The organism is Nostoc sp. (assembly GCF_035638895.1).
In the GTDB taxonomy this organism is placed as follows: Bacteria; Cyanobacteriota; Cyanobacteriia; order Cyanobacteriales; family Nostocaceae; genus Nostoc.
In genome coordinates, this window is the sequence record NZ_DASQZC010000099.1 from 1 (window position 1) to 15,178 (window position 15,178).

General features: G+C 41.8%; 11 protein-coding genes and 3 pseudogenes. 9 read left to right on the forward strand and 5 right to left on the reverse strand.

Annotated elements, in window-relative coordinates:
- Positions 1 to 3 precede the first annotated feature (3 nt).
- From VE944_RS34060 to VE944_RS04235, 3 pseudogenes are all read right to left on the reverse strand, one after another.
- Positions 4 to 156: pseudogene (locus VE944_RS34060) on the reverse strand (transposase); the annotation flags it as partial.
- A 235-nt stretch (positions 157 to 391) separates the two neighbouring features.
- Positions 392 to 733 (reverse strand): annotated as a pseudogene (locus tag VE944_RS04230) (transposase); the annotation flags it as partial.
- A pseudogene (locus VE944_RS04235) lies at positions 727 to 931 on the reverse strand (IS5/IS1182 family transposase); the annotation flags it as partial. The pseudogenes VE944_RS04230 and VE944_RS04235, both read right to left, overlap by 7 nt.
- 658 nt (positions 932 to 1,589) lie before the next feature.
- Between VE944_RS04235 and VE944_RS04240 the strand changes: the two are divergent.
- The 8 genes from VE944_RS04240 to VE944_RS04275 all read left to right on the forward strand — a co-directional run bounded on the left by VE944_RS04240 (position 1,590) and on the right by VE944_RS04275 (position 12,993).
- Entirely contained in the window at positions 1,590 to 2,777 is a 1,188-nt protein-coding gene (locus VE944_RS04240) for a glycosyltransferase family 4 protein (protein WP_324972743.1), read from the forward strand.
- Positions 2,778 to 3,073: 296 nt separating this feature from the next.
- Positions 3,074 to 4,945, forward strand: coding sequence for an alpha-amylase family glycosyl hydrolase (locus tag VE944_RS04245; protein WP_324972746.1), 1,872 nt, complete (start codon positions 3,074 to 3,076; stop codon positions 4,943 to 4,945).
- Positions 4,946 to 4,980: 35 nt separating this feature from the next.
- Positions 4,981 to 5,964 (forward strand): quinone oxidoreductase family protein, encoded by a 984-nt coding sequence (locus VE944_RS04250; protein ID WP_324972749.1) that lies wholly within the window; start codon positions 4,981 to 4,983, stop codon positions 5,962 to 5,964.
- 185 nt (positions 5,965 to 6,149) lie between these two features.
- Complete coding sequence (locus tag VE944_RS04255; protein WP_324972752.1) at positions 6,150 to 7,223, forward strand: gluconate 2-dehydrogenase subunit 3 family protein; 1,074 nt, start codon at positions 6,150 to 6,152, stop codon at positions 7,221 to 7,223.
- Between the two features lie 23 nt (positions 7,224 to 7,246).
- Entirely contained in the window at positions 7,247 to 9,088 is a 1,842-nt protein-coding gene (locus VE944_RS04260) for a GMC family oxidoreductase (protein ID WP_324972754.1), read from the forward strand.
- 4 nt (positions 9,089 to 9,092) lie between these two features.
- Positions 9,093 to 10,235: a cupin domain-containing protein gene (locus VE944_RS04265; RefSeq protein WP_324972756.1), complete on the forward strand. Its 1,143-nt coding sequence runs from the start codon at positions 9,093 to 9,095 to the stop codon at positions 10,233 to 10,235.
- Positions 10,236 to 10,249: 14 nt separating this feature from the next.
- On the forward strand, positions 10,250 to 11,500 hold the full coding sequence (locus VE944_RS04270; RefSeq protein ID WP_324972758.1) for a cupin domain-containing protein: 1,251 nt from the start codon (positions 10,250 to 10,252) through the stop codon (positions 11,498 to 11,500).
- Between the two features lie 434 nt (positions 11,501 to 11,934).
- Positions 11,935 to 12,993, forward strand: a complete 1,059-nt coding sequence (locus VE944_RS04275; protein WP_324972761.1) for a cyanophycinase — start codon at positions 11,935 to 11,937, stop codon at positions 12,991 to 12,993.
- A 151-nt stretch (positions 12,994 to 13,144) separates the two neighbouring features.
- Here VE944_RS04275 and VE944_RS04280 read toward each other — a convergent pair whose 3' ends face one another.
- A complete protein-coding gene (locus VE944_RS04280) occupies positions 13,145 to 13,360 on the reverse strand; it encodes a Rossmann-fold NAD(P)-binding domain-containing protein (RefSeq protein WP_324972764.1) in 216 nt (71 codons plus the stop codon).
- A 219-nt stretch (positions 13,361 to 13,579) separates the two neighbouring features.
- The gene (locus VE944_RS04285; protein ID WP_324972767.1) at positions 13,580 to 13,714 is read right to left on the reverse strand and encodes a hypothetical protein; all 135 of its coding nucleotides are present in this window, start codon (positions 13,712 to 13,714) and stop codon (positions 13,580 to 13,582) included.
- Positions 13,715 to 13,851: 137 nt separating this feature from the next.
- Here VE944_RS04285 and VE944_RS04290 point away from each other — a divergent pair, with 137 nt between their 5' ends.
- Positions 13,852 to 15,168 (forward strand): DUF4910 domain-containing protein, encoded by a 1,317-nt coding sequence (locus VE944_RS04290; protein WP_324972770.1) that lies wholly within the window; start codon positions 13,852 to 13,854, stop codon positions 15,166 to 15,168.
- Positions 15,169 to 15,178: the final 10 nt, after the last annotated feature.

Here is a 15,178-nt window from a genome sequence, read left to right on the forward strand (position 1 = left end):
TGACTACGGGCTGTCATGCCCTCTATCACTGAGATTGCTCCCGTCATACTCATTGTCAAACATTTGACCTGCAATTTCATGAGTTTTTAATTGATGCCATTGTGTTTCAATCGGATTCATTTGTGAACAGTAAGGGGGCAAAAAGAAAATGTATAGTCCTTGTTGCTGCCAACGCTGCCATTGTTAACGCACCACTAAGCTCTTGTGCAGAGAACCATTATCCTGTACTACAGTAATAAGTCCGCGTTGGGCTAAGGTTTCAGCAGCTTTTTTTTCTTGTGAATCCATAATCTTAATATAGACTTTTCCCTTCAAATCCCCCTTGCGCTAATCCATAATTAGGGCTTGCTGAAAAAGTCATAAAAAAGCCAGAGAAGGATTAATTAGTTATTCAAGTCAGGCTGAAATATAAGTTTTTATGTTTGTAAATAGGTAAAGTATAAGTTTCACTCATATTAAACCGGAAAAAAGGTGTAGTTTTCAAAAATAGACACAAAAAAGCACTCTTAGTCCGCGACAGATGAGCAGATAGATTCATCACTAAAAAAGTAATAGCAATGGCAGTAAGAGAAGTGTGAGAAAGTTTTGCCATCACTCTATTGAGGCTGAATCTTCTTTTAGCTTGTCCAAATTTTCCCTCAATAGAATTACGAATCCTTTCATCTTCTTGAGCTTGTTTCTTTTTTTCTTTACTAATATTGGCTGGTGGTCTTCCTAACGGAACTCCACTAATTCACCTAATGCTATTCTCCATGATTTTGCTGGCGCTCCCATTTCTGCGGAGAATCTGGAAGAATATTTCCGATTCAAATTCTGCCCAGGGTATTAAATCAGCCATGATTACCCACCGATTATCTGATGACAACTTTCCCTCAAATGGCAGGTCAAAGTTTGACGGTGGAATTTGAGTTGATTCCTCTTTTCGGTACATAGTATCTAATAATACTCTGTGTCGCTCTTGTCCACAGTGATGCAAGTATTTTGGGCTATTTTACCTCCAAGTCTTGCACCTAAATATACTTCTAGAGTCTGATAATTTAGATCCTGTCACCTTTTCTTTATTTTTCAGCAAGCCCTAATTAGAGATTATACTGTTTGTCCTAACCATCTTGGCGGTTGCTATAAATCTGGCACTGCGTTTCTATCCCGCCTCGGAATAAATTCCGAGTCTCATAGCTAAAGTCCACTCAAGTGGACTGAATTAATTATTTAGTCTACTTGAGTGGACTTGGGCTATCAGCCCTGAACTTCAGTTCTGGGCGGGATTGCCTGTCTGTGTGACAGCTTCACTCTGACAAAATGTGGGTAAAGAATTTTTCGACTTGTGTGTACACCGTAGCTTCCTTTAAGGAGAGAGACTTTAAATTTTCTCCCTCCCTCTGCTCCCCTGCCTACACAGTGATTGATTATTTTTTAATTGAAAGTTCCTATACCGTATCCCACAGTTGATAACCTTTGATAAGCTTTAACAAAATAACTGTTAAAAAATCTCAAAATTTTAGTAAACATACTCACTATATTTGCCACCCTTGTATTTTTAGGTAAATGTAATTTTTTAGATATTTGTAAAGTGTCGGGGAATCTAGCAGATGAAGATACTGGTATTGAGTTGGGAGTTTCCGCCAAGGATTATTGGGGGAATTGCGCGGCATGTAGCGGAATTGTACCCGGAACTGGTAAAGCTAGGGCATGAAGTCCACTTAATTACAGCAGAGTTTGGTCATGCGTCGATGTATGAAGTGGTTGAGGGAGTAAAGGTGCATCGAGTGTCAGTGGCACATGGTAACGACTTTTTCCATTGGGTAGCCAATCTCAACCTGAGTATGGGAGATCATGGTGGTAAGTTGATTTTAGAGGAAGGGCCTTTTGATTTAATTCATGCCCATGATTGGTTGGTAGGAGATGCTGCGATCGCTCTCAAGCATAATTTTAAAATACCACTAATTGCTACAATTCACGCAACAGAATACGGACGCTACAACGGTATTCACACAGATATTCAAGGTTATATAAATGGCAAAGAAACCTTGCTGGCTTACAACGCTTGGCGGATTATTGTTTGTAGCGGCTATATGCGCCAAGAATTAGAACGAGCGCTATACAGTCCTTGGGACAAAATCGATGTCATTTATAACGGTATCCGAGCCGAAAAAAAACAGCATAACGTAGATTTTCATGCTCTGAATTTTCGCCGCCAATTCGCTACAGACGATGAGCAAATCGTTTATTACCTTGGTCGCATGACTTACGAAAAGGGTGTACCTATATTGCTCAATGCCGCACCTAAGATCCTTTCGCAAATGGGAGGTAACGTTAAATTTGTAATTGTTGGTGGCGGCAATACTGACCATCTCAAGCGCCAAGCCTGGGATTTGGGAATTTGGCATCATTGCTATTTTACAGGTTTTCTCTCCGATCAATACTTAGATAGATTCCAAACTGTCGCTGATTGCGCCGTTTTTCCTAGTCTTTACGAACCTTTCGGAATTGTGGCTTTAGAAAGCTTTGCTTCTCGTGTTCCGGTAGTAGTTTCTGATACTGGTGGTTTTCCAGAAGTAGTGCAACATACCAAAACAGGTATTGTGACTTGGGTGAACAATCCCGATTCTTTAGCTTGGGGAATTTTGGAGGTTTTGAAAAATCCAGGATATCGGCATTGGCTGGTGGATAACGCTTATGAGGATTTAAAGCGACGGTTTAGCTGGCCGAAATTAGCCAAGCAAACTGAAGAAGTATATCAGCGAGTTGTACAAGAGCGATCGCAAATTGCTTGGTAATCAATTAAGTATACTGTTATACATATGACATTAGGGACAGCTAAGTGAAGCTGTCCTTGAACAGTGTATAAATGTAAACTTTGTTTAAACTTGCATAAAATTCTAATCAACTTTTGATAAATCCACAACAGGCATTGCTGTAATTTTTTCAGCGAAGCAATTTTAATCTGGCTTTGGCGTTGCTCAATTGTAGTATGAATCCCATTATAGAGACGCTATAAGAGTTTTGAAATCAAACTGAATCAGCAACGCCAGCACTTTACCATTCAGTCATATCGTGGAGATAATTTTAATTTATGACGCTCTCAACCGAAATAAGTGTTAACTCAAGTTCAAGTATGCCTGCGATTAAAGCCTCCACCCTTACCGGAATGGGGGCTATCCCCTATGAAACAGGAACAGCTTTTCGGGTTTGGGCGCCATTTGCTTCAGCAGTTTATGTGGCTGGAGATTTTAATAACTGGTCTACATCCGCAAATCTCCTCACCTCTGAAAATAATGGGTACTGGTCTGTGGATGTTCCTGGAGCTAAAGAAGGTCAAAAGTACCGCTATGTAATTCAAAGTCCTTTCATCCCCACTGATTCTGTATGGTGGCGTACCGATCCCTATTGCAAACATGTCCTAGAGAATGACGGCGGCGATGGTGTAATTGTCACAGATCAGTTTGACTGGGGAAGCAATACCTTCAATATGCCAGCTTGGAATGAATTGGTGATTTATGAGCTGCATGTAGCTTCTTTTAATAAAACCAAGAACAAGCCGGGAGATTTCAGTTCAATTATCGAGAAACTAGGTACCTTAAAAGACTTAGGCATCAATGCCGTTGAACTGATGCCGATTTTTGGTTTTCCAGGGGAATACTCTTTAGGCTATAACCCTGCTTTCCCCTTTGATATAGAAAGTAATTATGGCGATCCTAGTGAATTTAAAAACTTTGTTAAAAAAGCCCATGAATTTGGTATAGCTGTCATTCTCGATGTAGTTTATAACCATTTCGGTAGTGAAGAATTAGATTATTCTCTAAGGCGGTTTGATGGTTGGAATCAAAATAATGGGGATGGAATCTATTTCTACAATGACAGACGTGTGCAAACTGCTTTTGGTCCTCGCCCAGACTATGGTCGGGGTGAAGTTCGTCAATATATCCGTGACAATGTTCTAATGTGGCTAGAAGAATATCAGATCGATGGTTTAAGGTTTGATTCCACAGTCAACATTCGTAATATAGAGGGCAAAAACAACGATCCTGCAAATGATATTCCTGAAGGCTGGAGTTTGATGCAATGGATCAACAATGAAATAGATAGCAAGATGTCCTGGAAAATTACCATTGCCGAAGATTTGCAAAATAACGAATGGATTAACCGTAATACAGGAGCCGGGGGAGCAGGATTTGATTCTCAGTGGGGTAGTTCCTTTTATTATTCGATTTTTGAAGCGGTAGTGGCTCCCAGCGATAGTGCACGTAATATGTACAGCGTTCGGGACGCAATTTTGCAAAGGTTTGAAACCAATGCTTGGAAGCGAGTCATCTATAGCGAAAACCATGATGAAGTAGCCGAAATTAACCGTAAAGTCCGGCTCCCGGAAGCAATTTGGCGTGGTAATGCAGATAGTTGGTTTGCCCGCAAACGATCTACCTTAGCAGCGGCTCTCGTTTTTACATCTCCTGGAATCCCGATGATTTTTCAAGGTCAGGAATTTCTGGAATGGGGAAGTTGGAGTGATTCTGGAACTTTAGATTGGAGCAAGAAAGATAGATTTAGTGGTATTTGGGATCTATATCAGTCGTTAATTCGTTTACGGCGCAACTGGTATAACAATACCAGAGGTTTGCGTGGACAGCATGTAAATGTACATCATGTCAACAATAACGACAAAGTTATAGCCTTCCATCGTTGGGATAACGGCGGTTCAGGGGATGATGTAGTTGTGATTGTGAATATGGGCGATCGCTCCTACGATCGCTATAGTCTGGGCTTTCCTGGAGGCGGAACTTGGTGGGTAAGGTTTAATAGCGACTGGAATGGTTACAGTCCAGATTTTGGCAACCATTCTGGTTATGACACCTTTGCAGATCGGAGCAATCCCAATGATTCCGATGGTATGCCCTTCCGTGCCAATGTTGGCATTGGCCCTTATAGCGTCTTGATTCTTTCTCAATAAAATAATGGCTTGGTTATGGTATAGGGGAGTAACTCATGAAAGCGATCGTCATGCATGAAACAGGGGGTGCAGAAGTACTGCACTATGAAACCTTTCCTACCCCGATACCCATGGCCAACGAGGTATTAGTCAAGGTTCATGCTGCTACGGTAAATCACACAGATATATTTCACCGCTCAGGACAGTTTTTCATTCAAAAAAGTCTCCCCCATATTTTGGGTATGGATGTAGCAGGGGAAATCGTGGAATTGGGTGCAGGGGTAACAGATTGGCAAATAGGCGATCGCATTGTTGCCACTTTTGAAGCCCTGGGAAGAGAAAGAAATGGTGCTTATGCGGAATACACCACGCTACCAGTTAAGCAATTACACCACATTCCCGATCAACTGAGTTACATTGGAGCGGCGAGTATTGGTTTAGCTTTCACAACTGCTTGGATTGCCCTATTTTATAACGGGGCGATCGCGCAAGTTGAACGAATTGTGATCCATGCAGCATCCAGTGGAGTGGGAACCTCTGCAATTCAAATTGCCCGTTGGCAAAATGCCCAAGTGATTGCCATCAGTGACAAGAACAAGACAGAGCGACTATACCAACTAGGAGCCGATTTTATCCTTGATCGCCACTCTCCTGATTTAGTAGAGCAGGTAATCAAGATAACCGAGGGGCAAGGTGCCACTCTTATTCTTGACTTAGTAGGACGTACAACATTGCGATCGTCTATTAGTATGCTGGCAAAAAAAGGGCGGATTGTTTGTGCTGGGACTCTCAGTGGTGATGTGGCAGAAATTAATGTCATGGATCTACTGATGAAAAATGCCAGCATTCACGGTTCATTTGCTCTGATTCAACCGCAAGATTTCGACCAAATTTTGCAACACTTCGCCCAGGAAATATTTCAACCTGTGATTGACTCCGTTTTGCCCCTACAAGAAGCAAATTTTGCTCACGAGCGAATTGAGGCAAAACAGGCATTTGGTAAAATTATCCTCATGCCTAATCCAGAACACCACGGATGAAATTTAATCATTTTTTCGGAAATCATTAGTTAGTTTTCCGGAAAGGTTAAAGTTATTATTGTTCCAATAAACACCACTTTTTTGTATAGTCCGGCAAAGCTAACTTGGATTGATTCCAAAATGCTAATTGCTGCGATTCCTTGTGACTTGATTTGGTCGATAAATATCTACCAGGAGAAAAATTAATGGCTGTTGAAATTTTAAAAACAGACGAACAGTATGTACTAAACCACTGTACTAAATTTCTCGCTAGAGATAATAAAGATCCTCGTCATAACTTTGGGCAATTAACTGACGATGATCCACGCTCTCGGATTGCGGAACCTTGGCGATTTCCAATTATCGATAATTACAGCGATGGCAAAGATTTTGTTAAAAGTTATTCTTCCAATGTAGTAACTTTCGTATATCAGCAACAAGGAGCAACACCGCCAAAAAATGTTGCTGTAATCGGGACTTTCGCCAACCTTTATGAGCCAATCCCACTCAAGCCTGTCAACTTTATTGGGGAAGCCACAGGATATTATGCTTTATCGATTGTGGTACCGAAAGCGCAATTTCACACCTATAAATTTATCATCGATGGGCAGGCGATTATAGACCCAATAAATCCCCAGAGGGCCCAGCTTGATAACGGGCAATTATGGTCAAGATTTTTTACCCAATTATGTACTGAACCACTGAATTTTGAAGATTGGGAATTTGACATCGTAGCTCGATTAATAGATCATATTTTGCCTTTCCGAACTGAAGAAGGGGAAAACTTTTTGAAACGTCATTACAATTTTTTGGGTAAACAAGATAAGCAAGTACAATACGCCTATGCTTATCGTCTAGATGAATCTGTGGGAGCCGCAAACTTTATTGACAACATTTTAGCTAGAGAAGAAAACCATCATTTAATTGATTACAAAATTTGCTTAGATCAAATTAACCGCATATTGAGACAGCGTAATCCCTACGTTGAACCAAAAGATGTCTCTAAAGAGTTATACATTGATTTGTATAACGAAATGGCTACTAACCAAGTCAACGGTTGGAATTATCAAAAATACCAAGAACCCCGTTTCTTCCTCCAATTACTGCGCCGTCACACATTTACAGGTGCTTTTTCTCATCCTAAATATGGTGGCAACGTGGGAGGAACAGGTTGGGCTTATCTATCAGAAAGATATAGAGATCAGAACGGCAAAACTCTATTTGATTGGCGCAAAGCTATAGAACCACCCCTTGGACTTAACAGCGATTATCGAGGCTAATTGATATCCTCAGGAGAAGATATATGCAAACTGAATTTGATGTAGTGATCATTGGTAGTGGCGCTGGAGGTTCCCCTATTGCCTACACATTAGCGAAGGCTGGGAAATCAGTGCTGATTCTAGAAAAAGGCCCACTATTTAGACCCCAGTATCAGAGTCCTCAGGGGTTAAGTGACTTTAAGCGTGACGAATTGTTTGCTAATGGGCCAGAAAAGCGCATCCGCGTTCCTGGAGTTGCTAATCAGAACGAAGCCTTTTATTCTAGCCACGTTGAACCAGATATTAACGACGAGCCGCATATCTATCGTGATCCCAATGGACAAGATAGAGCCACAATTGAAGGCTATACAGCTCAAGTGGTAGGCGGCGGTACTCAACTTTATGGTGGTGTTTCGCTACGTTTTACGCCTACCGATTTACGTCTACAAAGCTTTAATGCCGGACGTAAAGACCTGAAAAATGACCCAAATAACGATGTGCAAAGGGAAGCGCGTGATTGGGCTGTCAGTTACGACGAGCTAGAACCGTACTATGTTAAAGCTGAATACCTTGTAGGTCTTAACGGCACCGCCGACAATCAGCTCAAGCCTTTTAGTAAAGATAGCTATCAACCGCCTCTAGAACCTAACCCAATTAGCAACTATGCGAAATTTGGTATGGATAAGCTAGGTGAACAGCTGGGTAATGGTAAGCAAATTAAGCCATACCGCGCACCTCTAGCGGTGATTACCCGCGATCATGAACCGAGTGGACGCAAAGTTCCCAAAGACCCTGAAACCCTCAAAACCAGTTATGTAAATCGCTTTGGCTGTCCTTTGGGTGTGAAATCGAATACTTGGGTATCTTTACTCAGCCCGATCGCTAATTTACCAAACTTTGAAATTCGCACAAACTGCGTAGTCACCCATCTAGAAAGTGAAGGGTCGAAAGTCAGCCGAGTAGCATACCGCGATCCGAGTGGTAAAACCCGGTATGTTCAAGGAAAGTTGGTAATCGTAGCCTGTTCTGCCATTGAATCGATTCGGTTGCTGAAGCTGTCAGCACAGCTCAGTTCCGAATTTAACAAACGCATCAACCAAAATGATTTACTGGGTAAATACTTCCTTACCCACTGTTTTGGAGGTGCTAGCGCCCTCATGCCCACCCGTAGCGATAAGACCTTAGCTCTTGATGCTGATTGGGCAACCGATGCTTGCGCTACTGACGACTTTCTCAAGAGCAGAGGTCTTTGGGCAGGTGGAGCAATCTACAACAATACTTCCGATCAAGCCTTGCCTATCTCTTTGGGGCGTACCCACGGTAGTCGGGATTTAGACACTCTTTGGAAAGGCTTTATCGAGGACACCAGTTTAGCGGCTCAAGGGTTAACGGACTTTTTGGACAACAACATGGGTAGGGGTTTATCCGTCAGCTTTATGGCCAATCAAGTACCCCTGAAGACCAATCGGATTGAACTCCATCCCACGATTCAAGATAAATGGGGTCGTCCTGTGGCTCACATCATCAAAGAATGGCACAGCCACGACAGATATCTCATGGATACCTTGGCTGAAATGTGTGGCCAGGTTTTGAAGCTGGGTGGTAATACAATTCCAGGCGAATTCAAATTTGAATTTAAAGGTCAGGGTGGCGTATACCTGGCAGAAAACGCCTTGGCACGGATTGCTAACCACATTCTTGGAGGAGCAAGGTTTGGTACTGACCGCAAAGACTCAGTGCTAGACCGCAATTGCAAAGTTTGGGACTTTGATAACCTCTATGTCACCGATGGCTCATTTATGCCCACTTCGGGAGGCGCAAACCCAACCTTGACAATTCAGGCCAATTCTTTTCGGGTAGCTGACGAATTACTTAAGAGGCTTTAACTTTATGGACCCAGCATTTAACGATATTCAAAGTAATCCGTGGAACGAGATTTTCAAAGTTGTCTTTTTTCCCGATCGCATTTACCATGCTGAATACCTTAACGCTACGCGCAGCCCCCGCTACCGTTACAATGTGCGAGAGGTTCGCAGCTACCTGGGTATCAATGCCCTGAAGGGAGAAGTATATCTCGATGGAAAGTTTATCAGTAATTTTCTGCGGTTGGAATACAGATCCGGTCGTTTAGTAGAGCAGGTACGCGAGAAAAAGCGGTTGCTCAGTAGTGAGGTGATTGCCTGGGTAAGGCTGTTACCAGAAGATGAAAGCAAAAAAGCAGAGTCCAGGGTAAAGCTGCACTATTGCGCGTGGATTGATGCTTACGAGGTGGAGATATGGGAAACCCTAGAAGCTCCCGCCACCAGTTACCACGATTTTCAGATTTTGGATCAGATGGGGCGCAATGGCCCGATTACGCGAGTCAAGGCATTTAACCCAGCTTTGCGAGATATCAAAGCACTGACACAGATAGAATTGGCATTTCGTGAAAACGATCGCAATTTACCCACTGGCTACCAAATTAGTGATGCTGATGCATGTTGGGATAATGACTATTCGCGATCGCACCAAGAACCACGCACCCAAGAACCCAGTTCACAGCAAAATACCGTTGAGGATCTCAACTACCTAATCAACTTCCAGCGCGGTTGGTTTTTACAAGCACCGGACATTCAGCCTGTGCGCTATCGGAATGCCATGATGGATGGCGACAATCCAGATCGAGCAGACAACAACATTATTGATATGCGCTGGATTGTTCAACGAGAATTAGGCGGTTCCAACATCTTCTTCCACGAAGTAACAATTCCTCCCGGCACAGTGGAAGGCACTCACCAACATATTGGTACGGAAGAATTGTATTACATCACCGAGGGAGAGGGCATCGCCTATATGCGTGCCGGCGACGATCCCGCAACAGACAAATACCCGACTGTAAAACGTCAAGTCATGGGACTGGGGAGCCGCGAATTTAAAGAACTCCCCGTGAAACCAGGTAGCGTTATTTTCACCAAGAGTGGTGGGATGCATGGCATTCGTAACCCTGGTACAAAACCCCTAAAATTCGTTGCTTTCTTGTATCACACAATCTAATCTTAACTTTTGCCATGTTTATCCTTCATTCTGACAGTGTTTTTAAAGTCGATCCCAATACCCCGCCTGACTATAGTCGGGGTAATCCCCTGCTGAAGTTGCTGAACTTTCTCGAACGCGCCCAATTAGCGGCTGAACGTGATTTTTATTTAACTGGGGAGTTCCAGCATTTATTTCCCTATGAATCCCTTGTTTTATATGGGCCTCAGGGAAATGATGCTAATATTCTCGACCCGACTCAACAGGACAATAAAACAGATTTCCAAAAGCAAAATGTCAAGGATTTCGTTAGTACCGACACCTTTTTGACTCGAGGTTTGGTGACTGTAGGAGACTGGACAGGGCCGTTTTTGCGAGTTTCTTACCGTGGGGGCCCTGATAGTAAATTATCCGTTGCTGCCAACCATAAACTAGGAGAAAAAATTAAACTCTGGATTAAAGTGGCAGGTGTAGCAACTCCTACTTTGCTTTTGGTGCCGTATAATCCACTGAGCGATCGCTATGAAGTTGAATTTTGGGGTTATCCAGGCAATGATCTGCGAAGTCAGCTAGACGACAAGGGACGCAATGCCCTCGATCGCGGTGAACTTCAAGTACGTAATGACTTAGTACATGGCAGCATTACAGATTTCAACCGGGAAGTATTAAGCGATCGCTACATACTTGATGTTGCCCCCACAAACACAATGCATCCTGTGTTACCCCTCCATGTGGAACTTGCTTGGGCAGATTTTAGCGAAAAAATTTGGGACTCCCAAAATGGGGCAAACTACCATTACGAATTCAACATGATCCTCCGGGGATGGGATCACTTTTTGGGAACAGGTATCAGTCCTAACCCTCATGGTGGTGTTGGCTTTTTGGAGTATCGCAATTTAATGTCTAATTATGGGAACTACTCCAGTAAACCTGAATTGGGTCGCCAATTAAACTCATGGAACTTCAACGCCTTTGGTAGCAAAAATCATGGCAACGGTTTTGAACGATTCTTTGCCGTAGATTACATGGATTTGCACGTCCTCAATCCTAGCTGTGGGATTGGTTTACATCGCCATCGTGATAATCAGGAAGTTTTTCTGATGATGGATGGCCAAGGCTTTATGGTAGTAGGTGATTGGTGCAAAATGCCAGAGCGAGAACGCTGCTTTGAAATCCGTACACTACAACCCGGACACTTTGCCATGCTAAAAGGTGGTAATCTCCACGCTTTAATGAATGCTACTGATGAACAAGTCTCTCTGTTTATGTTTGGGGGATATGATTAATGCAAGTTTGATAGCATTACTAGAACGCAAAAGTTATTCCATTGGGTAAATATTCCCAGCAACTACGGAAATATCTGGACAGTGACAACCGATACCTAGTAGATTTTGGATTTCATCTGGCTGGAATTAAAAGCCACAACCAATGTGGGGATTTTTGCAGAGTAGAGCAGAGAATAAATGATTACTCTGGGCTATTTGACGTTAACAAACAGTACAAGCCCTGTACGCTGGAAATTCTACCCTATCTAGTGCCAAAGTTAAGCTAGTGCGCGTTTAAGTTGCAGATTTTTTCGTTAAAACTGTCATTTGTCATTGATTATTCATAAAAGGCAACTGATAAATGACTAATGACAAAGGACGAATTTCACGGAAAAATAAGCAATTAAAGTGCGTAACAGCCTAGCAATAATTGCAGTTTGCTCCAGAAGCTTAGTATGACAAAGGCATTCCCAAGCATAGCAAGGCGCTTGAAAAATATAGGAATCAAGTTGTTGAAGATGGGAACCCTCCTAATAAACCGTTTTATTGAAAGCTGGAAACGCTACTTCTTGGGTGACACTGTTGATGTCCGCCCCTCCCCTTCCCCCTCTCCCTCTTTCGACAATCCTAGACCTTCCTTAGCAGGCCCAGTCCTTACCTTAGGTGGGGGTGGCCCCGATGTCGATGATGCAATCCAGTGGATGATCAACCAAGTTAGGGGAAGTACTAACTCCGGCACTAAAGTTAATGTTGTAGTTCTCCGCACGAATGGTAATCACGATTACAATCGGCTAATTTATGCAATGAAGGGCGTAAACTTTGTGGAAACTCTTCTGATTCGCAATAGAGAAGAAGCAAACAAAGCTGAAATTTATGAAAAAGTTAGAAATGCTGATGTGATTTTCTTTGCTGGCGGCGACCAATGTCAATACATCCGCAACTGGAAAGATACTAAGCTTGAGGCTGCTGTTAAGTCAGTTTATCTTAAGGGAGGTGGTATTGGTGGCACTAGTGCGGGTGCGATGATCCAAAGTGATTGTGTCTATGATGCTTGTGCGTCTTCTGAAAAAGGCATTGAAACTAGAGATGCACTGGATGATCCCTACCGAGACATTACTTTTACTTACAACTTTTTCAATTGGAGTAATTTGAAGGGAACTATTGTAGATACGCACTTCGACAGGCGGCAAAGAATGGGTCGAATTATGGCTTTCATTGCTCGTCAAATTAAGGACGGTGTATCTAGCAGTGTTTTAGGCATAGCGGTTTGTGAAAGTACATCGGTTCTTGTGGATAAAAACGGTTTGGTGAAAGTTATGGGTAGGGGTGATGCGTACTTTGTACTTGGCAATCATCTGCCGGAAGTATGCGAACCCCGAACGCCTTTGACGTTTTCCAATTACAAAATTTGGAAAGTTCGCAGTGGCGATACCTTTAACTTGAGAAACAGACCAACCTCTGGGTATTATCTCAGAAGTGTTAAAAGGGGACGGATTGATTCAAATCCATATTAAATGGGGAGTGGGGAAAAGAGGACAAGCAGACAAGCGGGATCAACGGAGATCAAAGGTGGATTCATGCAGTTCAAAGGCTCGTTAACGGAAATCAAAGGTGGATGAATCGAGTTTTTTAATTCCTGCTCAATGCTTTATGCCTCCCTACTTTCTACCAGGGAACCACGCCATCCTCATCAAAAAACCCTCCGCTAGAAGCATCATCAGGTAGAGTAGCAAGTCTGACTGCTGTGTAGGCGTAGCCCCCCGTAGCGATCGCTCCTTGCTCAACAGTGCGGTGTCCTTGGTATTGATTAATGTCAGTTGCTGTGAAACCTGGGTCAGCAGCATTGATTTTAATTGGGGTATCTTTAAGTTCAGCAGCCAACAGAACTGTGAGCGCGTTTACTGCTGTCTTTAGGGGGGTGAGAGAGAAACGAACGATGCTCGTTTCTCTCCCATCGTTTCCATGATTATCATTATTGTATTATGATGCAAATAAATATACTACATAATTATTCAAGGTCGCGGATGCTTTGAGGCTAACTGAGAATATTTTTAATCTCTAAATTCCATTTGATTTGCGTTCTCTCATATCGCTTTTAGTCTAAACTCCAGTGAGTAAATTTTGGACAAAACTTAAGGTGACGCCAAAGTTTTTAGCCAGTTTTCGTTGGGAAATGTCACCGCAGGCATAAGCATCAACAACTTTCTGACGCAAGCCCAGAGAGTAGGCTTTCATAGTGACCAGTTATCAGTAGAATTACTCTCTCCTAAGTGTACTGAACTGGACTGATAACCGCTATACTAGTGAATATTAATAAAATAATGTTGTAAATTATAAATATGTAGATATTATCAAATAACCTAATAGAAAATATGTATATAACTACTGATAGAAATAGCAGTATTAGCTTAAATGAGATTAGCTATCAAATGTACCAGTTGATATCTGAATTATATCCTATTTGTCGTAGTATTACTGGTGATGGCTTACGAACCACACTGGATATTATTCAAAAATATATACCCTTAGTTGTACATGATATCCCCACAGGGACTCAAGTCTTCGATTGGACTATTCCTAAAGAATGGAATATCCGAGATGCGTTTATTAAAAATTTACAGGGTGAAAAGATTATAAATTTCCATGAATCTAATCTGCATATAGTTAATTACAGTATAAATATTCATGAAAAGATGCTATTACAGGATTTAAAAGCACATCTTTTTACACTACCCGATCGCCCTGATTGGATCCCTTATAGAACCTCTTACTATCAAGAGAACTGGGGATTCTGTCTCAGTCACAATCAATTATTGGAATTAAAAGATGAAGTGTATGAAGTTTGCATTGATTCTTCTTTAGAGAATGGTTGTTTAACTTACGGAGAGTATTACATTAAAGGTAAAAAAGCAGATGAAGTTCTTATTTCATGTCATACCTGCCACCCATCACTTTGTAATGACAATCTATCGGGTCTAGCATTAGCAACCTTTTTAGCCAAATATCTTAGCCAAATTTCACCTTATTACTCCTATCGTTTTCTGTTTATTCCTGGAACAATTGGTTCCATAACTTGGCTGGCTTTAAATGAAGCGAATGTTAACAAAATAAAACATGGTTTAGTTGTAACTTGTGTTGGTGATTCGGGTAAATCTCACTACAAAAAAAGCCGTCAAGGTAATGCTGAAATTGATAAAGCTGTTACTCATGTTTTGAAAAATTCTGGACAAGATTATGAAATTATGGAGTTCTCTCCCTATGGCTATGATGAACGGCAATTTTGTTCACCAGGATTTAATCTTCCTGTAGGTTGTTTCATGCGATCGCCTCATGGTACTTATCCGCAATATCATACATCAGCAGATAATTTGGATATAGTAAAACCCCAATATCTGGCTGATTCTTTCTCAAAAATTTTGTCAGTCTTAGACATTATAGAGAATAATAAAAAATACTTAAATCAAAATCCTAAATGTGAACCGCAGTTAGGTAAACGAGGATTATACAGCGCTATAGGTGGGCAGACTGATACAAAGAAGAGTGAAATGGCAATGTTATGGATTTTAAACTTCTCTGATGGCAATCACACACTGTTGGATATTTCTGAAAAATCAAGCTTAGAGTTTGATTTGATTAAGAAAACAGCAGATACTTTGTTGCAGTTTAATTTGTTGAAAGAAACAACTTAATTTGAGCAAA